The following is a 20,699-nucleotide window of genomic DNA, read 5'->3' on the forward strand; positions in this document are numbered from 1 at the left end:
CCGTGGCTAGTGTCTGCTCCAGCGGTTGCGCTCGAATTGCGCGGCCAGCCGGATCGGGGCATTGGGCGCCCCGTACCCATCGTAACCATCGCGGCGCTCAACTACTTCAAAGAACATGTTTCCAATGGTCTCGGTGTAGAAATGCAGGAACTCCCCGTGCTCGTCCCGGTCGTACAGCAGGTTCAGCTCCTGCAAAGTCTGGAGCAGCTGCGGCTCCAGGTCGAAGCGCGCGGCGAGGTCCTCGTAGTAGTTGGCCGGGATGTGCAGGAATTCCATGCCGTCGGCCACCGCGTTGCGGGCCAGGGTGATGATGTCCCCAGTGCGCACCGCGATGTGCTCGGGGTACTCGTGGTTCCTGTCGATGGCCTCTTCCAGCCCGTGCGGAACGATGTTCAGCGCCAACCTGACCGCATGGTCCCCGGTGGCCAGCACCTGCGAGCGGACCAGCCCCATGGGGCTGGGAACCTCGGTGCCGGGCAGCGCCTGGAGGTTCAGCGCGCTGGTGTAGAACAGCACGGATTCGTCGAATGACTGCCAAGGCTGGGCGAGGTTCAGGTGGTCGATGCACTGGATCAGCGCGGGGTGCCCCGCCGCGGCTCCGGACTCGTGGACCCCGAATTCGGCTTCCCAGCCCCCGGCGTCCCCGGTGGCTCCGAAGAAGACCTCGGTGTTGTCCGGGGCGTTGAAGCCGGGCAGGTCCGCCTCGTTGCGCAGGTGCTGGCGCGGGACCGGGCGGGCCAGCAGCTGCACGGCGCGCTCGCCGGCCGCGGCGGGGTCCGGGACCTGCACCCCGAAGCCTGACACCGCGGCGGTGACCCCGCGGCTGCGCTGCGAGTTGATGATGATCCGCGCCCCGCCGGCGCTGAACAGCTGCACCGGCTTGCGCCGGTGCTGGCCGCGGAATTCGAAGCCCAGCTGGGCCAGCAGCCGGGCCACCGGTTCGGGGTCCTCGGTGCGGATTTCGGTGAAGTCGAAACCGTTGGCCTTCTGCCCGCCGGGCAGCGCCTGCAGTGCAAGAGCGGAGCCGATGCCCTGCGCATCGAGCAGCGCGGCGGTTTGGGACTGCAACAGGTTCAGCGAGCGCAGCCCGTCCACCGCGGTGCGCTCGACATTCGACTGGCGGAAGACGTCGTTGAAGATTTCCAGCGAAATGATGCCGGCATAGCCCGAACGGGCGATGGCGCCGAGGAACTCGTCCAGCTTGAATCCGCCCTGCCCCGGGAACACCCGGTAGTGCCGCGACCAGGACAGGATGTCCATGGACAGCACCGGGGCGTCGGCCAGCTGCACGAAGAAGATCTTCTCCCCCGGGATCTGCGCGATCGCCTCGGGGTCGTCCCCGCGCGAGAGGATGTGGAAGCTGTCCAGGCAGATGCCCACGTTCTCGCGGTCCGCCTGGCGGGCGATCTCCCAGGAGTGCTGGTAGGTGTTCACGTATGTGCCCCAGGCCAGCGCCTCGTAGGCGATGCGGATCCCGTATCCGGCGGCCAGGTCCGCGAGCTGGCGGATCTGGGAGACGAACAGCTCGTCGTCGTTGATCGTGGCGGTGCCGACATTTGAGCACAGCAGCATCACGTCCATGCCCAGGCGCGTCATGAGCTTGAACTTCGCCTCCGCCCGGTGCAGATTCGCCTGCAGCAGCTGCGGCTCGACGCCTTCGAAGTCGCGGAAGGGCTGGAACAGGTCCAAGGTGAGCCCCAGTCGCGCGGCCAGCGCCCGGACCTCCTCCGGGGACATCGGGCTGACCAGAAGGTCCTGCTCGAAGATCTCGATGCCGTCGAATCCGGCCTTGGCGCAGGCGAGCATCTTCTCTTCCAGCGTGCCCGAGAGGCATACGGTGGCAATGGAGGTACGCATTACAGGCCCGCCTCCAGCATTTCCAGCAGGTGTGCGCGCATGCGCGCGGCATCGGGCTTGATGCCGGTGAAGATCTCGAAGGAGTCCACGGCCTGGCCCACCGCCATGTGCCCGCCGTCAAGCACCCGGCAGCCGCGGTCGCGGGCTGCGAGGATCAGTTCGGTGTCGACCGGGCGGTAGATGCAGTCGGCTACCCAGTGGCGGGATTCGAGCCCGGCCAAATCCAGCGGCAGGCCCGGGTGGTGGTGCATGCCGATCGGGGTGGCGTTCAGCAGCCCGTCCACCGCAGGCAGCAGCTCGGGAACCTGGTCAGGGGACGCCGCGGTGACCGTGGCTTCAGGGAAAAGCCGGTTCAATTCCGCGGCCCGCTGCCCGGCGCGCTGCGCGTCCGGGTCCACCAGGAACAGCTGCTCGGTTCCGGACGCCAGCAGCGCATAGGCCACGGCGGATCCGGCGCCGCCGGCTCCCAGCTGCAGGACCTGTTGCTGGTTGGCTCCGGGCAGCCCTTCGGCGAAGCCGCGGCCGAATCCTGAGGCGTCGGTGTTGTAGCCGTGGAACTTCCCGTCGCGGATGACCACCGTATTCACCGCGCCGATGTCCCGCGCGTTCTGGGAGATCTCATCAAGGTGCTCCAGGACCAGCTGCTTGCACGGATGGGTGATGTTGAAGGCATTGAATCCGAGCTGCTCACCGGCCTTTAATAGAGCACCCACATCGCTGCCCGGGCGCTCCAGCACGGTGAGGTCGATGGGACGGTACAGGTAGCGCAGGCCCTGCGCATCAGCCTCCTGCTCGTGCATTCCGGGAGTCAGCGACGGCATCACCCCGTCGCCGATCAAGCCCACCAAATAGGATTCGGTAGTTGTACTCATCGCAGGTCCTCGCATTCAGTCATCGATGCAACAGGTATTGCTTCGTCTGTGATTTGCATCTACTCTAAACCAATGAACACATTCCGAACAAGTGGTCGCATAGCGAACATTTGAAGGAATGAGGCCAGAACATCGCCACCATCTAGGGAGTAACCCGATGACCACGACACCGAAGCCGTCGGCATCTGAAGACAACGGAGCCGGGCAGCGCACGCCGGTCAAAGCCGCGCTGGCCAGCTTCATGGGCAGCGCCGTCGAATACTACGACTTCTTCATCTTCGGCTCCGCCGCAGCCCTGATCTTCCCGCACATCTTCTTCCCCGACGCCGACACCAACGCCGCGGTCATGTCTCTGGCGACCTTCGGCTTCGCCTACATCGCCCGCCCCATCGGCGCGATCATCCTGGGCCACTTCGGCGACCGGATCGGGCGCCAGAAGGTCTTGATGTTCACCCTGGTGCTCATGGGAGCCTCGACCTTCGCCATCGGCTGCCTGCCCACCTTCGACCAGGTCGGCTGGCTGGCCCCGATCCTGCTGGTGGTCGCCCGCCTGATGCAGGGCCTGTCCGCCGCCGGCGAGCAGGCCGGAGCCTCCTCCATGTCCCTGGAGCACGCCCCGGATCACCGGCGCAGCTTCTTCACCTCCTGGACCCTGACCGGCACCCAGGGCGGCCAGATCCTGGCGGCCTTGATCTTCATTCCGGTAGTGGCACTGCCGGACGAGATCAAGTTCGGCATCGGCTGGCGCATCCCGTTTTGGCTGTCCGCCGTGGTTGTTGTGGTCACCTTCTTCATCCGCCGCTCGCTGCATGAGACCCCTGAATTCGAGAAGGCCAAGAAGAACAACGAGATCGCCAAGCTGCCGCTGGCGGTGCTGCTGCGCTTCCATTGGAAGGACGTGCTGCGCGTGGTGCTGTGCGCGTTCATCGCCGCGGTGTCCACCGTGTATGGAACCCTGGCCATCTCCTACGGCAAGACCATTGGCAACATGGACGAGTCCATCACCCTGTGGCTGGTCGTGGCAGGCAATATCGGAGCGCTGCTCACCCAGCCGCTCTTCGGCATGCTGGCCGACAAGATCGGCCGCAAACCGGTCTTCATCTACGGCGCGCTGGCTTCCGCCGCGGTCATGCCCTTCTACCTGCGATCCATGGAAACCAGCAACACGCTGCTGCAGTTCGGGCTCTCGCTGCTGGTCTTCTCCTGCGCCTACGCGGCGGCCAACGCCGTATGGCCGAGCTTCTACGCGGAGATGTTCTCCTCCCAGGTGCGCTTCTCCGGCCTGGCCATCGGCACCCAGTTGGGCTTCCTGATGGCTGGCTTCGCCCCGTCCATCGTCGCCGCCCTGGGCGGACTGCAGCCCGGCGGCTGGGTGCAGATCAGCCTGTTCACCGCGGCCATCGCCCTGATCGCCTCGCTCTCCGCGCTGACCGCCCGCGAAACCTACCGCGTGCCGACCAGCCAGCTGGGGCACCACGTAGCAAAGGCATAAATACGGCCGAGAAACGACGGCGGGCAGGCGCCGGGAAGTCCATTCCCGGCACCTGCCCGCTGTTTGCCGCGGCGGGTTCAATGGCTATTGCGCCGTCCAGCCTCCGTCGATGGCGTAGCTGGCTCCGGTGGCCATCGCAGCACTGTCCCCCGCAAGCCAACCGGCCAGCGAAGCGACTTCCTCCGGCTCGATGAGCCGCTTGACCGCCATCTCGGTCAGCATGATCTTTTCCATCACTTCGGATTCGTCGATGCCGTGGGCCCTCGCCTGGTCGGCGATCTGCGCTTCGACCAGCGGGGTGCGCACATATCCGGGATTGATGCAGTTGCTCGTCACCCCGCGCTCCGCTCCTTCCAGCGCGGTCGCCTTCGACAGGCCCTCCAGTCCGTGCTTGGCCGACACGTAGGCGCTCTTGAACGCGCTGGCGCGCAGGCCATGGGCGGAGGAGATGTTGATGATGCGCCCGAACCCCCGCTCATACATCCCCGGCAGCGCCGCGCGGATCAGCAGGAACGGCGCTTCGAGCATCAATCGGTGGATCAGGCGCCAATGATCGGGTTGGTATTCATGGATCGGTCCCACCCGCTGCACCCCGGCATTGTTGACCAGGATGTCGGCGTCGAGGGACAGCTCCTCCAGACCCGAGGTGTCGGACAGGTCCACCACCCAGGCTTCCCCTCCGACCTCGGCCGCCGCATTCCGCGCCGCCTGCTCATCCAGGTCCGCCACCACGACGCGGACTCCCTGGGCGGAGAGCTCGCGGGCGCAGGCCAGCCCGATGCCTCCCGCGCCGCCGGTGACTACCGCCCGGCGCACGGTGCGCCGGGTGTCACCGGCTTGCATGCTCTGCCGCTCCGTAGCCGCGCACCTGCCCGCCTGGCACCAGGTTCTTAACGATCAGCGAGCAGTCCTTGTCTTCCAGTCCTTCGGAGATCAGCTCGTCGAAGTGCTTGCTGACCAGTTCCGCGGCGGGAAGCGAGATGCCTGACGTGGTTCCCGCATCCAGCGCCAGCCCTACGTCCTTGCGCGCCAGGTCCACGCGGAAGGTCGCGTCAAAGTTGTTGTTCGCCGCGGCGGTCTCGACGATGCCGGGAACCGGGTACCAGGTCTGCTGCGCCCACGAACGGCCTGAGGATACCGACACGATCTCCCAGAACACTTGCGGATCGAGCCCCAGCTTCTCGGCCAGCTGCGATCCCTCGGCGCTGGCCATGAGGTCGATGAACAGCATCATGTTGTTGCAGATCTTCGCCGCGATGCCCATGGACGGGCCGCCGGCGACGATGGCTCGCGCTGACATCGGCGCCACCAGTTCGCTGGCCCGTTCCATAAGTTCCGGCGCCCCGCCCAGCATGATGGCCAGAGATCCGGCCGCCGCTCCCGAGATGCCTCCGGAAACCGGGGCGTCGACGAACTTCAGGCCGCGGGCCGCGGATTGCTCGTGGATGTAGCGGGAGGTCTCGATGTCCACGGTGGAACAGTCAAGCAGCATCATCGAGTCGGTGGCATGGGCCCAGATGCCTTCGGGGCCCTCGTAAACCGCGCGGACGTGCTGGCCCTTGGGCAGCATGGTGATCACCGCATCCGCCCCCTCCAGTGCCTTGGCCACGGAATCGACGAGGAGCACACCGGCTCCCGCCGCCGCGGCGCGGGCCTGCTCGTTCAGGTCGACGCCGCGCACCTCGTGCCCGGCGGCGACCAGGTTCGCCGACATGGGTCCGCCCATGTTACCCAGTCCGATCCATGCATATACGCTCATTGTGCTGTTCCTTCCACGCGCCGACAGGTGCTTGATACTTCGGGTAATCCCGGATATGGCCAGCGTAGGTGCGCCACATCACTTCCTCAATGCACAAAGACCCGAGAAAATTGCAACACCGCTGTGCGCTGGCGCACACTGGGAGCATGCAGCGTCCCATCGATTACCACCATCTCGAGTCCCTGATCGCCTTCCTGACCGTCGCCCGGCTGGGCAGGTACACGGCGGCCGCCAACGTGCTCGGGGTGAACCACTCCACGATTTCCCGGCGCATCGCCTCGCTGCAGCAGGCCATGGGCGGACGGCTGCTGACCCGCTCGGCGCAGGGGTGGGAACTGACCGACCTCGGGCGGCGCGCCATGGCCTCGGCCGAGGCCATCGAACGGGCCGTCGCCGCCATCGGCTCCGCTGACGAGCCTGGACAGGTGACCGGCCACGTGCGCGTCGCCGCACCGGACGCCTTCAGCGCCCATCTGGCCGCGCCGACCCTCGCGAAGCTGCACGAGATCCACCCGCAGCTACTGTTCGACCTGGTCTCGGAAACCACGCGGGCACGCCAGGGCCGCACCGGCATGGACCTGGAAATCGTCATCGGCCAGCCCCAGGTGCGACGCGCGGTCTCCCATCTGCTGCTGAAATACGAGCTGCGGCTCTACGCCACTAAAAGGTACCTGGACCTGCATGGGACCCCCGGGAAACTGGAAGACCTGCGCGAGCATGCGCTGAACTACTACATCGACACCGCGCTGACGGTGGACAAGCTCGACGATGCCACCAGCGGGCTGCCGCCCATGCGCCGAGCCATCTCGTCCAACAGCATCGCGGTGCAGTACTCGGCGACCATGGGCCATGGCGGCATCGGCCTGCTGCCGACATTCCTCAGCCGGCACTACGAGGCACTGGTTCCGGTGCTCCACGACCAGTTCACCTACGAATCGGAATACTGGCTGGTCGGGCGTGAGGAAGCGCTGCGCAATCCGGCGGTGCAGCTCACCGCCACGGCGCTGCACGAAGCCGCCGAGCGCGGGGACTGGCATTTGGCGCCCTTCGCCCCGGTGTCCTCCGCGGCCAATTCCTGAAGGGACACCACAGCCGGGCCGGTGCCGTTTAACTGCCAGAGTGCCGCTCCCCGGTGCGGGATGCGGCACTCTGGCAGTAGCGGCCTGACAGCTAGCGCGTCAGCTTGCTTTCGGAGTCCAGCACCTCGGTGGACAGGCCGTTGCTGATGCGGTCCTGCTCGTCGATGTCGCCGAGGTCCACTCCCTTGGATTCACGAAGGAAGTAGACGGCAACCAGCGTCACCAGCGCGGCGAAGACGATGTATCCGGCTACCGGCACCCAGCTTCCGGACGCCCGCAGCAGGGCCGCCGCGATGATCGGAGCCATCGACCCGGCGACGATGGAGGTGACCTGGTAGCCGAGCGACACCCCGGAGTAGCGCATGCGGGTCGGGAACATCTCAGCCATGATCGCCGGCTGCCCCGCGTACATCAGCGCATGCACTGCGAGTCCTGCAACGATGGCCAGCAGGATGATCGCGTCGTTGCGGGTGTTGAACATCGGGAAGGCGACCACAGCCCAAACGATCATCAATCCGGCGCCGGCGGCGTAGACCGGGCGGCGGCCCAGGGTATCGGTGAAGCGTCCAACCAGCGGAACCACGATGGCGTGGAAGACGTGGGCCAGCAGCATCAGGGTGAGGATGTTGGAGGTCTGCATGTCCAGCTGCACGCTCATGTAGGTGATGGAGAAGGTCACCACCATGTAATAGAGGATGTTTTCCGCGAAGCGCAGGCCCATGGCGGTGAACACCCCGCGTGGGTAGCGCTTGAACACTTCGGCCACGCCGTAGCCTGCCGCGGCATTGGCTTCCATTTCGGCCTTGGCCTCGTGGAAGATCGGCGCGTCGGAGACCTTCGTGCGGATGTAGTAACCAACGCCCACGATCACTACAGAGAGCCAGAAACCCACGCGCCAGCCCCATGCGAGGAATGCCTCGTCGCTGAGGGTGAAGGACAGCACCAGCAGCACAATGGTCGCCAGCAGGTTGCCGATCGGCACCGCTGCCTGCGGCCATGAAGCCCAGAATCCTCGCTCGCGGTTGGGCGCGTGCTCGGCCACCAGGAGCACGGCGCCGCCCCACTCGCCGCCAACGGCGAAGCCCTGCAGGAAGCGCAGGACGATCAACAGGATCGGGGCCGCGTAGCCGATCATGTCGTAGGTGGGCAGGCAGCCCATGAGGAACGTGGTCACGCCGACCAGGATGATGGCCACCTGGAGCAGGTGCTTGCGACCGTACTTGTCGCCGAAGTGGCCGAAGACGATGCCGCCGATCGGCCGGGCGATGAATCCCACCGCATAGGTGAGGAATGCCTTGATGATGTTGTCCAGGTCGTTGCCCGAGTCGGGGAAGAAGACCTTGTTGAACACCAAGGTGGCCGCGGTCGCGTAGAGGAAGAATTCGTACCACTCGACGATAGTGCCCGCCATCGATGCCGCGACGACCCGTCGCAGCCCCTTGCGTTCGGTTTTATCAGAAATTCCCGATGCCACTGCCAATCCTTCCGATGCCGCAGGTCCCCCATTGGACCCGTCCCGTAGCACCCGAGTATGTCGCAGCTCACACTGCTTTGAAAGGTTTACCAGTCTTGTTCGAGGGGCCGATTGCGCACACCAAGCGTGCATTGTTGCACAGCGGACCCCGCAGCATGCGCCCGTCACTGCACGGGCTTGCTTCCATCGAACAGCGGCTGCGGCCGAGGTTATCCGAGGTCAGCCTCCCTCTTGGAGGGTTAGGACGCGGATTCCGCGGCGATTTCCAGCAGCGCCTGCTCGGCGGCGCCGGGGACGTGGTCCACCGACCAGATCGCCCGCAGCTCGCGGACCAGCGCCGGGCCGTCGAAGGGGATCTCCACCAGCGTCCCGAGCTTCAGCTGGCTTTCCACGGCCAGCTGGCTGAGCACCGCCGGGCCCATGCCGGCGGCCGCGCATTGGCATATGGTGGCGTTGCTGTTGAACTCGGCCAACGGCTTGGGGCGGTCGGCATGTGAAATGTAGTCGAGGAAGGCCCGGGTCCCGGAGCCCGCCTCTCGCTCAATCAACGCGGTGTTCTGCAGCTCGTGCAGGGTCAGTGCGCCGCCTCGTTGCGCCCACGGGTGATCCGGCGCGGTGACGATCAGCATTTCGTCGCTGTAGACCTGCTGGCTTCTGAGCCCCATGGGGATGTGCGGCGTCTCGACGAAACCAAATTCCAGCTCGCCCTCCCGGACCGACTGGATCACGTCCTGCGAGTTCATGATCCGCATCCTCGGCTTCACCAACGGCATCTTGCGGTGCAGCGCCCCGATCCAGCTGGGCGCCAGGTACTCCGCCACGGTCATGCTGGCCCCGAAATCCAGCTCGCTCTGGCCCGGGTCTGCCAGGGACCGCGCGCCGGCGGCGAAGGTCTGCAGGCATTCGAGCACTTCGCGCGCCCACTGGACGGTGAGCACGCCTTCCGAAGTCAGAGTCGACCCCGTGGTCTTGCGATCCACCAGCTGGTATCCGAGCCGGCGTTCGAGGGTTTTCAAGGCGCGCGAGGCATTCGGTTGGGCGATGCCGGCTGCCCGGGCTCCGGCGCTGAGGCTGCCGTGGTCGGCGATGCCGACCAGCAGGGAAAGCGAGGAGAACTGGATCCAGTGCGCAATGCTGTTCAGTGATGACGGGTCTTGATCCATATCAAGAGCATATGCCTCCAATAGCTACGGGACGAATACCGCCGAAACCGTGACGGGAGAAGACTGAAAACATGCAATCGACAGACCAGACACAAACAACTTCCCCGACATCAACCCGCGCAACGCTGCGCACCCTGTTCCCCGGACTGGCGGTCTGCCTACTGGCCGGGGCCCTGTGCATGGTCATCAGCCGATTCCTCGACGGAGTCAGCGCACTGCTGCTGGCCATCGTGCTCGGCGCGCTGTGGCGAAACATCGTTCCGGTTCCCACGGCCCTGGAACCAGGCATCGCCGTCTCCGGCAAAAAGCTGCTGCGCCTGGGCATCGTCCTGCTCGGTCTGCAGCTGTCCCTGGGTACCATCCTGGGGCTGGGCCCCGGGGTGCTGCTGGTGGTTTTCCTCTCCGTCGGAGTGACCTTCTTCGCCACCTTGTGGATCGGCTCCCGGCTGGGCATGGATCTGCAGCAACGGCTGCTGATCGCCGCCGGGTTCTCCATCTGCGGCGCGGCCGCGGTGGCTGGGGCAGAGAACGTGGTGCGGGCCAAGCAGAGCGAAGTCGCCACGGCCGTCGGACTGGTGGTGCTCTTCGGAACCCTCATGATCCCTGCCATGCCTGCGCTCGGCGCGCTGCTGCAAATGGATGAGCGCAGCATCGGCATGCTGGTGGGCGCCTCGACCCACGAGGTCGCGCACGTCGTGGCGGCCGGCGGGTCGGTGGGAGCGGCCGCCCTCGAGGTGGCGGTGACCGTCAAGCTCGCCCGCGTGGTGCTTCTGGCGCCGATCATCGCCGGCGTGGGCATGTTCATGCGCCGCCGCCACGCGGTAACCGGCGGCAAGAACCCGCCGCTGGTGCCGCTGTTCGTGCTCGGATTCATCGCGGCGATGCTGCTGCGCACCAGCGGAATTGTTCCCGTCTGGGCCCTTGACGCAGGCCAGATGCTGCAGACCCTGCTGCTCTCGTCAGCCATGTTCGCTTTGGGGCTCGGAGTCCACCTGCGCAGTATCGTGAAAACCGGCGGCAAGTCGTTGCTGCTGGGACTGCTGGCCACGATAGTCATCACGGTTGTTTCGGTGCTCGGACCCCTCGCCTTCCCGCCGCAGTAGTCCCGCCGCTCACTGGGATGGTTGTTCGTAGCCGATCAGCCAGATCAGCCCGAAGCGGTCGAGGACCTGGCCGTCGCAGGCGCCCCAGGGCTTGGCGGCCGGCGGGTCGAGCACCCGGCCTCCCTCAGCCAGCGCCTCGAACCACCCGTACAGCACGGGTGGTTCCGCCGCGCCCAGCAAGGAAAGCATGGCGCCCTGGATCTGCACCGGGTTCTCGCCCGGCGCCGCATCGGCCGCACCCAGCGTCACGTCCCCGCTGAGCATTCCATGGGCGATCGCCGTGGGCGGCCCGTCGCTCCGGTTGAACTCCGCATAGGAGTACAGGGCCAGGTCGCCGCCGAACACCCCTGCATAGAAATTCAAGGCTTCCCGCGCCGTACCGGGGAAAAGGACATAGAGCTGCGGACCCTTCACGCGAGTTCCTTCTTTCAGCAGACGTCAGGCCACCGAGGCCCCGAGGTACGCCGGGAACGCAGAGGCCCTAGCGTGCGTCACACTCTATGCAGGCAGCTGCGTACTGGCAAGGAATCCTGCAGCGATAGCTGGGCTCGATGACGCCTGAAAGTCCGTGCCGTTGGCTCCGCGCGGCAAATACAGGACATACTGGGGTTCATGACGACGAAGCCCATTTTCGATCCGGCCGTAGAAGTTCCCATCCGACGCGCCGCCAGCGTGCTGTTGCTACGCGCAGCGGACACCGGGTTCGAGGTGTTCATCCAGCACCGGGTCAGCACCATGGACTTTGCCGCGGGTATGGTCGTCTACCCCGGAGGCCGGGTCGACGCGCAGGACGCTCAGCTGGTGCGCAGCGGAGCCCTCGATGCGCGGCTGCTCGCCGAACAGGCTCAGCGCTGGAAGCACTCCACCGTCTGGGACGAGGGTGAGCAGCAGGCCTCCTTCCACGCCGGGGAAATGCTGGCGGCCGCCCGCCGCGAGGTATTCGAGGAAACCGGTCTGCTGCTGGATCCCGAACAGCTGCTTCCCTGGGCGAACTGGGTCACCCCGGTGGGCTATCCCAAGCGCTTCGATACCTACTTCTTCATCGCGGTGCTGCGCGAGGACCAGGAACCACGCCACCAGACCTCCGAAGCGGCGATCTCCAATTGGATCCATCCCGAAGCGCTGTTCGCGGCGCTGGAGCGCAAGGAAATCAAGATGATGCGCCCCACCCAGCGCACCTTGCTGGATGCCATGGAGCTGGGGTCCATCGCTGCGTTGCGGAGTTTCGACCGGGAGATCATCCCGGTGCATCCCACCGGGAAGGACACCAATACCTCCACCCCGGTTCTCGATGTCGAGCTGCGCCCGCGGCACGGCTGAGCCGCGGGCGCCCGGCAGCTACTTGTCGACCAGGCCGCGGCCCACGATCAGCGACATGATCTCGTTGGTGCCTTCCAGGATCTGGTGCACCCGCAGGTCGCGGACGATCTTCTCCAGACCGTAGTCGCTGAGGTAGCCGTAGCCGCCGTGCAGCTGGATGGCGCTGTTCGCGGCCTCGAAACCTGCATCCGTGGCGACCTTCTTGGCCATGGCGCACAGCCTGACCCGGTCAGGCGCCTTCGCGTCCAGCGCGGCGGCGGCCCTGCGCAGCAGCGACCTGGCGGCTTCCAGCCCCATGTCCATCTCGGCCAGCTTGAAGACCAGCGCCTCCTGGCGGGTCAGCGGCCCGCCGAAAGCCTGGCGTTCCTTGAGGTATGCCGCGGACTGCTCCAGCGCATGCTGCCCGCCGCCCAGCGAACAGGCAGCGATATTCAGCCGTCCGCCGTTCAGCGCCTGCATGGCCATGGAGAATCCCTGGCCTTCGGCGCCGAGCAGGTTGCCGGCCGGGATGCGCACGCCGTCCATGATGACCTGCCGGGTGGGCTGCGCCTTCCAGCCCATCTTCTTCTCGTTCGGGCCGAAGCTCAGCCCTGCGCTGTCCCCCGGAACCAGGAAGGCGCTGATGCCGCGCGAGCCGGTGTCCTCGGTGCGCGCCATGACGATGTAGAGCGCCGAGGTGCCGGCTCCTGAAATGAACTGCTTGACCCCGCTGAGCACGTACTCATCCCCGTCCCGGCGCGCGCGGGTGGTCAGCGCCGCGGCGTCCGAACCGATCCCGGGTTCGGTCAGGCAATAGGATCCAAGGTTCTGCATGGTGGTCATCTCGGGCAGCCAGTGGGCGCGCTGCTCGGTGGTTCCAAAACTGTCGATCATCCACACCACCATGTTGTGGATGGAAATGTACGCTGAAATCGTCGGGCAGGCCTTGGCCAGTTCCTCGAACACCAGGATCGCGTCGCTGCGGGTCAGCGCCGAACCGCCGTACTCCTCGCCGGCGTAGATTCCGCCCATGCCCAGCTGGCCTGCTTCGGCCAGCACGTCGACGGGGAAATGCTGGCGCTCATCCCAGTCCAGTGCATTCGGGGCGATCCGGGTGGTGGCGAAATCGCGGACCATTTCCGCGAGCGCCTTCTGGTCTTCAGTAAGTTCGAGCATGTTTGGCTCCTGACTCAAGCAGGCGTCATCGGTGTGGACGCCCGACCGCTACATATGTGACTCACACTACACCGATTCGGGTTCTCGGCGCGGGCTGGCGCCCACGGTTTCGCGCACCGCCGAACACACGGGAATTCCGCGGAATTCCACGGCCCGGCAAGCCGTCGCAAACATGATTTCGAAGGGGTTTTGGACGTAGTCTTGGAAGAGCAGTAAACCCCGCGGCGGCCAGTGTCGGCACGGGGTCGGATCTGAAGATTTTCCGCGGCCAGCACCGGCGTTTTCCGGTCGGAGGCCGCCGCGCGCAAGGATGCCCATGACCCAGAATGACCGCAGCAAACTCGCCCGGACGCTGTTGCCCGAAGGCAGCGAGCCCGATCCGCGGTTCACGCTGGCCAACGAACGCACCTTTCTGGCCTGGATCCGCACCTCGCTGGCATTCCTGGCCGGAGGCATCGCCCTGGAGGCGTTCACCGCCGGGGCGTTCCCGGGGCCGGTGCGCACCGTGCTGGCGTTTTTCGTCATCGGGGTGGGCATGCTCATCGCCCTGGGCGCCGGTGTGCGCTGGGTCCGGGTCGAACGCAGCATGCGCACCGGGAAGCCGCTGCCGCTGCCCGCCATCGTGCCGCTGCTCAGCCTGGGCGCGATTGCCGGGGCCATTGCCGCGCTCGCCATGGTCCTGGTGGGAAAGTAGCGGAATGAAACAGGATTTCCCGGTCACCGACCCGGGCCTGCAGCCCGAACGCACCGTCATGGCCTGGGCGCGCACGCTGGTGTCATTCCTCGTGGTCAGCGGCGTGTTCCTGCGCTGGGCTCCGCACTACGGCACCGGGGTGCTGGTCCTGGTGGGCATCGCGGTCTGCGCCGCCGGCGGCATCTACCTCTCGCAGCGCCGCCGCTATTCGAGGATGGCCCACGGCGTGCAGAACGAACGCATCCACGCGGACGTGGTGGCGGTGCTGGTGATGACCGGCGCGATGCTCGCCCTGGGCGGCAGCGCCATCGTGCTGGTGGCGGCGGGGCTCTGAGATGGTCAACTACACGCTGCGCCAGCTGCAGTACTTCGTCGCGGTCGCCGAGGCCGGCTCGCTGTCCGCGGCGGCCGTGGCCTGCCACATCTCCCAGGCCGCGATGAGCCAGTCCATGGCTGATCTGGAACGCGTGGTCGGCAGCCAGCTGCTGGTGCGCAGCCGGGCCCGCGGCGTGGTGCTCACCGCGGTGGGCACCGAGTTCCTGCACGATGCCCGCTCGCTGGTGCGCCATGCCGAGGAGATCCAGGGCCAGATCATGGAGCGCCAGTCGGCGCTCGCCGGCCCGTTGGTCATCGGCTGCTATTCCTCGCTGGCCGCCTTCTGGGTCCCGGTGATCTGCGAGCGGTTCACCGCACCGAACCCGGGGCTGCAGGTGAAGATCATCGAGGGCGATGCCGCGCAGCTGCAGCAACGCATGCTGCAGGGGCACCTGGATGTCGTGCTGACCCACACCCGGCACCTGCTGGAGGACGTGGAGCACCGGGTGGTGATGTCCGGGCGCCCCTACGTGCTGGTCGCCGCCTCGCATCGCTTCGCCGAGCGCGGTTCGGTGAAGCTGGCCGAACTGGCCGAGGACGACTTCGTCTCCCTGGATCTGCCTACGGTGCGCGACAACCAGCTGGTGAACCTGCGTTTATCTGGCTTGGATCCGAAGATCCGCTGGAGCTCGCAGAGCTTCGAGGCGGTGCGCGGCATGGTGGCCCGCGGGCTGGGCTACACCGTGCTGGTGCAGCGCCCGCCGGTGAACGTGAGCTACGACGGGCTGCCGCTGGCGATGCTGGAGATCGACGGACCGGTGGGCTACAGCGACATCTGCGTGGCCTACACCGCGACCAAGCGCCCCAGCCTGCGGCTTCGTGCATTCCTGGATTTCTGCGAGCAGGTCGGCGCCGAACGCGACAGCCGGGCCGCCCAGGAGAATTCCTGAACGACCCGGCTGATTCGGGGTGCTGGCGGCGATGTCCCTTGACGGGGCGCCGCGCCCCTAGATGTCCTGCGCTTCCAGGTCGGCGTCCTTGCCTTCCTTCATGCCACGCATGGCCAGCGCGGCGATGATGAATGTCGCGGCCCAGACCACGCCGACCAGCCACAGGTTGCCTCCGGCGACCAGCACCAGGCCCGCCACGATCATCGGGGTGAAGCCGGCGCCCACGGTGGAGGAGAGCTGGTAGACCAGCGAGGCTCCGGTGTAGCGGATGCGGGTCGGGAACAGCTCGGCGGTGAATGCGCCGAAGGGTCCGAAGATGCTGGCCTGGATAATGCCGTTGGCGATGAACAGGGCAATGGCGAAGATCCACAGCTGCCCCAGTTCCAGCATGAACATGATCGGCAGGGCCAGCAGCGCACCGGCCAGGATGCCGACCATCATGACCGGGCGGCGGCCGTACTTGTCCGAGTAGCGGGCGGCGAACCAGATGCCCACCACGGTCAGCGCGGCGCCAATCGCCTTGATGTTCAGCACGCTGGTGCGGTCCATGCCCAGGTCGTCGACCACGAAGGAGATGGCCCAGACGGTCATCAGGCCCTGCACGGTGTAGGAGCTCATGCCCACCAAGGTGTCGCGGACGACGGACTTCGGGTATCGGGTGAGCACTTCGCGGATCGGGGTCTTGCGCTCCTCGGCCTTCTGCTCCAGGGACAGGAACAGCGGGGACTCAGTGACCTTCAAGCGGATGACCAGGCCGATGCCGACCAGCGCGATGCTCAGGATGAACGGAATGCGCCAGCCCCAGGCCAGGAACTGCTCGTTGGGCAGCAGCGAGACCGCGGAGACAGCCAGGGTGGCCAGGACCGCGCCGGCCGGGCCGCCCATGTTGGCGAAGCTCGCCGCGAAGCCGCGGCGCTCCTTCGGCGCGTGCTCCAGGGCCATGAGCATCGCTCCGCCCCATTCGCCGCCGACCGCCAGGCCTTGCACCACACGCAGGATGATCAGCGCGATGGGGGCGAGCATGCCCACCTGCGCGGTGGGAGGAAGCAGGCCGATGAGGGTCGAAGTGCCGCCCATCATGGCCATCGAGGTGATCAGCACGCCCTTGCGGCCGATCTTGTCGCCGAAGTGGCCGAACACGATGCCGCCCAGCGGGCGGGCCAGGTAGCCCACGGCCAGCGTGGCGAAGGAGGCGAAGATCGCGACGCCCGGGGTGAGGTTGGTGAAGAAGATCTTGTTGAACACCAGCGACGCCGCGGTGGCATACAAGATGAAATCGTAGAATTCGATGGCGCTGCCCAAAAAGCTCGAAGCCAGGATGCGCCGCATTTCAGGCGACGAAAGGCTGGGAACTCGCAGGCCCGGGTCTTGCTCGTGCTTCACAGTGTTACTCATGCTACTGCCATTTCAGAGGTCTTGCGGGCGAAGGAGATGACGTCCAGATCATTGGGGATGAGGAATCTGCCGGAGAACTGGCCGGCGTGTGCATGCCAGACCGAATCCGGGGTGGTTCCGGGAACCAGGTGGTGCAGCGCGAGGGTGGCCGCGCCGGCGCGTTCGGCGATGTCGATCGCCTGCAGCGCCGAGGTGTGGGACCGGCGGTGGTGGTCCATGGAGGCCTCGGCCTCCTCGGTGCCCAGCGAGCCGTAGGCGCGCTCGACCCAGTCGAAGTCGATGGCTTCGTGCAGCAGCAGGTCGGTGCCGCGGGCCAGCCGCACCAGGTTCTCGCAGGGCGCGGTGTCCCCGGAGATGGTCACCGAGCCTTCGGCCGTGTCGAAGCGGAAGGCGAAAGCCGGAGCGATCGGCGGGTGCTCGACCAGCGTGGCGGTCACCGTGACCAGCTCGTCCCGGTAGATCTCGAAGGGCTCGAAGTCCTGCGGGGTCGGGTTCTGGTTCGGGTGGTATCCTCCGGCGGCAGGGATCTTGATGTCGCTGGCCTGGAAGTAGTCCAGCGGCGAGGGACGCAGGGCGTCGATCACGCGGTCGTTCAGGTCCGTGGCATAGGCCTGCATCAGCGCGGAGAACATCGACGCGGTGCCGGGGGTGGGGTTTGCCGGGAACAGCGGCTGCGGGGCCACGACGGCGCGCGGCGAGACCGGTGGAAGCTCGCCGCGGTCGCCGGGGCCGATGATCCGCACCGGCTGCTTGTCGCGGGCCATGGTGAACAGGCCGAAGATCGCCAGCGACGCCAGGTCGATGGTGTGGTCCGAGTGCAGGTGGGTGAGGAAGATGCCGCGTAGGTCCCCGGGGGTGAACCCCGCCTTCATCAGCTGGCTGCCCACGCCGGTTCCCGCGTCGACCAGGTATACCGCGGAGCCGACGACCACAGCGGTGGCGATGCCCGAGCGGCGTCCGGCGTTCTCGCCGGTCCACCAGCGCGGTCCGCCGGCGGTCCCCAGGGTGACAACGCGGGGGGAGAGATGTTCGGACACGGGATTCGCCCTTTCACGATCTGACTGCTGACTCTTTCAATCATCGTGAGGACGGTTACATTCGTAAAACTGTTTTTATCTACCAAGAACCATAGTTTTACTTATGAAGTGGGCTGTGGGTCCGAAATTGCGGCGATCCTGGGCTACAGGGTGGCATCGTCCCGGGTGCGGTCGAACTCCTCGCGGGCGCGCAGGACGCTGGGCACATGTTCCTGCGACCAGAGCCGGATGGTCTCCATGGGACCCAGCAGGCTGCGGCCCAGGTCACTGAGTTCGTAGTCCACGCGCACCGGCACCTGGGCGGTGACGGTGCGCAGCAGCAGGCCGTCGCGCTCGAGGGTGCGCAGCGTGCTGGTCAGCACCTTGGGGGTCACCGAACCGATGCGTTGGCGTAACGCGGAGAAACGTTGCGGCCCTCCGGCGAGCGCGAGCAGCACCAGCGGAGTCCACTTGTCGCCCAGTCGCTGCATGATTTCACGCGAGGGGCAGCCCTGCACGAACACGTTGAAATCCCGGTCGCTTTCCATGGGGAAACCTAGTTTCGTTGTAGTAGCCAGTATCTAAAAGATACCATTGAGCTGAATTCACCAGCAACGAAAGGACTCTCCATGAAGATCGCAGTCTACGGAGCCACCGGCATGGTCGGCAGCCAGATCATCGCCGAGGCCGCCACCCGCGGCCACGAGCTCACCGCGGTCACCCGCTCGGGCAAGGAAGTTGACGGAGCCACCGCCGTGGCCGCCGACCTTGGCAACACCTCGACCTACCGCCAGCTGGGCAAGGAAAACGACGTCATCGTCATTGCCGTGCCGCCATCGCGCACCGGCGGGGACCACCAGGACTACCTGGACGCCTTCGAGGAAATCACCGAGACCCTGACCGACGCCCGGCTGATCGTGGTCGGCGGCGCCGGCGCGACCGAGGTCGACGGCGTGCGTCTGGTCGACACCGACGGCTTCCCGGAAGAGTACAAGGCCGAGGCCCTGACCTGCGCGGAGGTCTACGACATGTTCACCTCGGTCTCCGGCATCACCTGGACCGTGGCCGCCCCGGCACCGGTTATCGCCCCGGGCTCCCGCACCGGCAGCTACACCCTGGGCACCGATTCGCCGGCCGGCGACTTCGTCTCCACTCAGGACTTCGCCGTGGCGATCTTGGACGAGATCGAGACCCCGGCGCATGCTAACCGCCGCATGACCGTGGCCAGCGAAAAGTAGTTCGCGGCCGCGACCGCCTGCCGCCCCGGGGTGTGAACTGGATCGCATTGGCCGGTTCACCCGTCACCAGAAGTGTCGCCGATAGGCCCGGGTGGCTAGGGTGGTAGATGGTCATCTCCCATCCACTTAATGAGGTAAGTTTCAGCCCATGCAAAGAAACCAGCGCGCCCGCCGCCTGCTCTCCAGCGCCGCGGCCCTCGGCATCGCATCGATCGTCCTGGCCGGATGCTCCTCCACAGCGGGAACCGAGTCCACCCAGGACGCCACCCCGGTGGCCGGCGGCACCCTGGTCTACGCCTCCGGCGACGCGGAGCCAAGCTGCCTGGACCCTCACGTCGGCGGAAACTACCCGCAGGCCCTGGTGGCCAGCCAATACTTGGAGTCCCTGTTCACCAAGGACTCCGAAGGCAAGATCATCCCATGGCTGGCCGAATCCACCGAGGTCTCCGAGGACGGGCTGACCCGCACCATCACCCTGCGCGAGGGCATCAGCTTCACCGACGGCACCAAGCTGACCGCCGAGGCCATCAAGGCCAATATCGAGCACCTGCAGGACCCGGACACCGCCTCCTCCACCGGCTACCTGGCCGTGGGCAAGGTGGACCAGATCAAGGTCGTCGACGAGCGCACCGCCGAGCTGAAGCTCTCCGCCCCGGACAACGCGCTGCTCGAATCGCTGTCCATGCCGTGGACCGCCATCCAATCCCCCACCGCGCTGGAGCGCGACCAGGCCACCAACTGCGCCTCCCCGGTGGGCACCGGACCGTTCAAGGTCGAATCCTGGGAGCACCAGCAGGCCGTGAACCTGGTGCGCAACGAGGACTACGTGCCGCCGGTGGCCGATGCTTCCCGCACGCAGCCCACCGCCTACCTAGACGGCATCACCTGGCGCTTCATCCCCGAAGCCGCCACCCGCTACGCGGCGCTGGCCTCCGGCGAGGTCGACGTGATCGACAACGCCCAGCCTGACACCATCGCCACCGCCGCGCAGGGCGGCCCGCTGGGCCATCTGGACGCCCCGCGTCCGGGCGCCTCCAACCGCATCGAGCTGAACAGCTCCAAGGCCCCGTTCAACGATGCCAAGGTGCGCGAGGCGTTCATCCGCTCGGTGGACGTCAACGCCGGCATCACCTCGCTGTTCTTCGACACCGCCAAGCGCAGCTACTCGCTGCTCTCCAGCGTGGAACCACTGGGCATCTCCGATCAATCGCTATTCACCACGGATCCGGCCAAGGCCAACTCCCTGCTCGACGAGGCAGGCTGGACCGAGCGCGACTCGGCCGGCTACCGCTCCAAGGACGGCAAGCGCCTGTCAGTGGTCTTCCCGGTATCCACCAACCAGTCGGTCCCGGCCGAGCAGTCGCTCTTCGAGCAGTTCCAGGCTTCGGCGAAGGCCGTGGGCTTCGAAGTGAAGATTCAGCTGCTGGACCTGTCCAGCTGGTACGGCGCGCTGGCCGAGCACAACTACGACCTGGTCTCCGCCCCGTACACCAAGGTCGGCCCGTCCGTGCTGCGCATCCTCTACCACTCCGACTCCACCGTCCCGGCTCCCTCCGGCTACTTCGCCAACAACGCCCAGGTCAAGAACCCTGCACTGGACAAGCTGCTGACCGACGCCGAGCAGACCAACGACGAGGCGCAGCGCGCGGACCTCTACGCCCAGGCGCAGAAGATGGTGCTGGAAGGCTACTACGTGCTGCCGCTGTACGACCAGCAGAACCACTTCCTGTACGGTGCGCAGGTCAAGAACATGGGAGCCACCACTTCGGTGTCATCCCCGGTCTACACCGACGTGTTCCTGGCCGAGTAGCACGCGA

20 protein-coding genes are annotated in these 20,699 nt (G+C 66.4%); 9 read left to right on the forward strand and 11 right to left on the reverse strand.

Annotated elements, in window-relative coordinates; translation table 11 throughout:
* Window positions 1-6: 6 nt before the first annotated feature.
* A complete protein-coding gene (locus ACTX90_RS14790) occupies window positions 7-1,857 on the reverse strand; it encodes a bifunctional sugar phosphate isomerase/epimerase/4-hydroxyphenylpyruvate dioxygenase family protein (RefSeq protein ID WP_443442299.1) in 1,851 nt (616 codons plus the stop codon).
* Window positions 1,857-2,729 (reverse strand): shikimate dehydrogenase, encoded by an 873-nt coding sequence (locus tag ACTX90_RS14795; protein WP_443442300.1) that lies wholly within the window; start codon window positions 2,727-2,729, stop codon window positions 1,857-1,859. The genes ACTX90_RS14790 and ACTX90_RS14795 overlap by 1 nt, the downstream gene beginning before the upstream one ends.
* A 157-nt stretch (window positions 2,730-2,886) precedes the next feature.
* On the opposite strand from ACTX90_RS14795, the gene ACTX90_RS14800 reads away from it, so the two are divergent.
* The gene (locus ACTX90_RS14800; protein ID WP_113606993.1) at window positions 2,887-4,221 is read left to right on the forward strand and encodes an MFS transporter; all 1,335 of its coding nucleotides are present in this window, start codon (window positions 2,887-2,889) and stop codon (window positions 4,219-4,221) included.
* A gap of 84 nt (window positions 4,222-4,305) precedes the next feature.
* On the opposite strand, the gene ACTX90_RS14805 is transcribed toward ACTX90_RS14800, so the two are convergent.
* Both ACTX90_RS14805 and mmsB read right to left on the reverse strand, forming a co-directional pair.
* Window positions 4,306-5,064: a 3-hydroxybutyrate dehydrogenase gene (locus ACTX90_RS14805; protein ID WP_047120105.1), complete on the reverse strand. Its 759-nt coding sequence runs from the start codon at window positions 5,062-5,064 to the stop codon at window positions 4,306-4,308.
* Complete coding sequence (mmsB, locus tag ACTX90_RS14810; RefSeq protein ID WP_053798794.1) at window positions 5,051-5,980, reverse strand: 3-hydroxyisobutyrate dehydrogenase; 930 nt, start codon at window positions 5,978-5,980, stop codon at window positions 5,051-5,053. The genes ACTX90_RS14805 and mmsB overlap by 14 nt, the downstream gene beginning before the upstream one ends.
* A gap of 146 nt (window positions 5,981-6,126) precedes the next feature.
* Between mmsB and ACTX90_RS14815 the strand changes: the two genes are divergently transcribed.
* Entirely contained in the window at window positions 6,127-7,059 is a 933-nt protein-coding gene (locus tag ACTX90_RS14815) for a LysR family transcriptional regulator (protein ID WP_053798795.1), read from the forward strand.
* A gap of 91 nt (window positions 7,060-7,150) precedes the next feature.
* On the opposite strand, the gene ACTX90_RS14820 is transcribed toward ACTX90_RS14815, so the two are convergent.
* Together ACTX90_RS14820 and ACTX90_RS14825 are read right to left on the reverse strand one after the other, a co-directional pair.
* On the reverse strand, window positions 7,151-8,539 hold the full coding sequence (locus tag ACTX90_RS14820) for an MFS transporter (RefSeq protein ID WP_425323562.1): 1,389 nt from the start codon (window positions 8,537-8,539) through the stop codon (window positions 7,151-7,153).
* Between the two features lie 233 nt (window positions 8,540-8,772).
* Window positions 8,773-9,696 carry a LysR substrate-binding domain-containing protein gene (locus tag ACTX90_RS14825; RefSeq protein ID WP_443442301.1) on the reverse strand — a complete coding sequence of 308 codons (924 nt, stop codon included), beginning with the start codon at window positions 9,694-9,696 and terminating at the stop codon, window positions 8,773-8,775.
* 71 nt (window positions 9,697-9,767) lie between these two features.
* Here ACTX90_RS14825 and ACTX90_RS14830 point away from each other — a divergent pair, with 71 nt between their 5' ends.
* Window positions 9,768-10,799: a YeiH family protein gene (locus tag ACTX90_RS14830; RefSeq protein WP_443442302.1), complete on the forward strand. Its 1,032-nt coding sequence runs from the start codon at window positions 9,768-9,770 to the stop codon at window positions 10,797-10,799.
* A gap of 9 nt (window positions 10,800-10,808) precedes the next feature.
* Here ACTX90_RS14830 and ACTX90_RS14835 read toward each other — a convergent pair whose 3' ends face one another.
* Entirely contained in the window at window positions 10,809-11,213 is a 405-nt protein-coding gene (locus ACTX90_RS14835; RefSeq protein WP_443442303.1) for a VOC family protein, read from the reverse strand.
* Window positions 11,214-11,411: 198 nt separating this feature from the next.
* On the opposite strand from ACTX90_RS14835, the gene ACTX90_RS14840 reads away from it, so the two are divergent.
* On the forward strand, window positions 11,412-12,119 hold the full coding sequence (locus tag ACTX90_RS14840) for an NUDIX hydrolase (protein WP_443442304.1): 708 nt from the start codon (window positions 11,412-11,414) through the stop codon (window positions 12,117-12,119).
* A gap of 18 nt (window positions 12,120-12,137) precedes the next feature.
* Here ACTX90_RS14840 and ACTX90_RS14845 read toward each other — a convergent pair whose 3' ends face one another.
* On the reverse strand, window positions 12,138-13,274 hold the full coding sequence (locus tag ACTX90_RS14845; protein WP_443442305.1) for an acyl-CoA dehydrogenase family protein: 1,137 nt from the start codon (window positions 13,272-13,274) through the stop codon (window positions 12,138-12,140).
* A 316-nt stretch (window positions 13,275-13,590) separates the two neighbouring features.
* Between ACTX90_RS14845 and ACTX90_RS14850 the strand changes: the two genes are divergently transcribed.
* From ACTX90_RS14850 to ACTX90_RS14860, 3 genes are read left to right on the forward strand one after another with little or no spacing between them, the layout of a single operon-like run.
* Window positions 13,591-13,968, forward strand: a complete 378-nt coding sequence (locus ACTX90_RS14850; protein ID WP_053798801.1) for a YidH family protein — start codon at window positions 13,591-13,593, stop codon at window positions 13,966-13,968.
* Window positions 13,969-13,972: 4 nt separating this feature from the next.
* On the forward strand, window positions 13,973-14,302 hold the full coding sequence (locus ACTX90_RS14855) for a DUF202 domain-containing protein (RefSeq protein ID WP_120990972.1): 330 nt from the start codon (window positions 13,973-13,975) through the stop codon (window positions 14,300-14,302).
* 1 nt (window position 14,303) lies between these two features.
* On the forward strand, window positions 14,304-15,233 hold the full coding sequence (locus ACTX90_RS14860) for a LysR substrate-binding domain-containing protein (RefSeq protein WP_424572789.1): 930 nt from the start codon (window positions 14,304-14,306) through the stop codon (window positions 15,231-15,233).
* A 57-nt stretch (window positions 15,234-15,290) separates the two neighbouring features.
* Here ACTX90_RS14860 and ACTX90_RS14865 read toward each other — a convergent pair whose 3' ends face one another.
* From ACTX90_RS14865 to ACTX90_RS14875, 3 genes are all read right to left on the reverse strand, one after another.
* Window positions 15,291-16,628, reverse strand: coding sequence for an MFS transporter (locus ACTX90_RS14865; protein ID WP_443442306.1), 1,338 nt, complete (start codon window positions 16,626-16,628; stop codon window positions 15,291-15,293).
* Window positions 16,625-17,665: an MBL fold metallo-hydrolase gene (locus tag ACTX90_RS14870; protein ID WP_120990977.1), complete on the reverse strand. Its 1,041-nt coding sequence runs from the start codon at window positions 17,663-17,665 to the stop codon at window positions 16,625-16,627. The genes ACTX90_RS14865 and ACTX90_RS14870 overlap by 4 nt, the downstream gene beginning before the upstream one ends.
* Before the next feature lie 143 nt (window positions 17,666-17,808).
* Window positions 17,809-18,192: a winged helix-turn-helix transcriptional regulator gene (locus tag ACTX90_RS14875; protein WP_047120119.1), complete on the reverse strand. Its 384-nt coding sequence runs from the start codon at window positions 18,190-18,192 to the stop codon at window positions 17,809-17,811.
* An 81-nt stretch (window positions 18,193-18,273) separates the two neighbouring features.
* On the opposite strand from ACTX90_RS14875, the gene ACTX90_RS14880 reads away from it, so the two are divergent.
* Both ACTX90_RS14880 and ACTX90_RS14885 read left to right on the forward strand, forming a co-directional pair.
* Complete coding sequence (locus ACTX90_RS14880; RefSeq protein WP_047120120.1) at window positions 18,274-18,882, forward strand: NAD(P)-dependent oxidoreductase; 609 nt, start codon at window positions 18,274-18,276, stop codon at window positions 18,880-18,882.
* Between the two features lie 148 nt (window positions 18,883-19,030).
* Window positions 19,031-20,692 carry an ABC transporter substrate-binding protein gene (locus tag ACTX90_RS14885; protein ID WP_113606999.1) on the forward strand — a complete coding sequence of 554 codons (1,662 nt, stop codon included), beginning with the start codon at window positions 19,031-19,033 and terminating at the stop codon, window positions 20,690-20,692.
* The last annotated feature ends 7 nt before the right edge of the window (window positions 20,693-20,699 follow it).

Origin of the sequence: Glutamicibacter soli (assembly GCF_052322135.1) — a bacterium.
Classification (GTDB): Bacteria; Actinomycetota; Actinomycetes; order Actinomycetales; family Micrococcaceae; genus Glutamicibacter; species Glutamicibacter soli.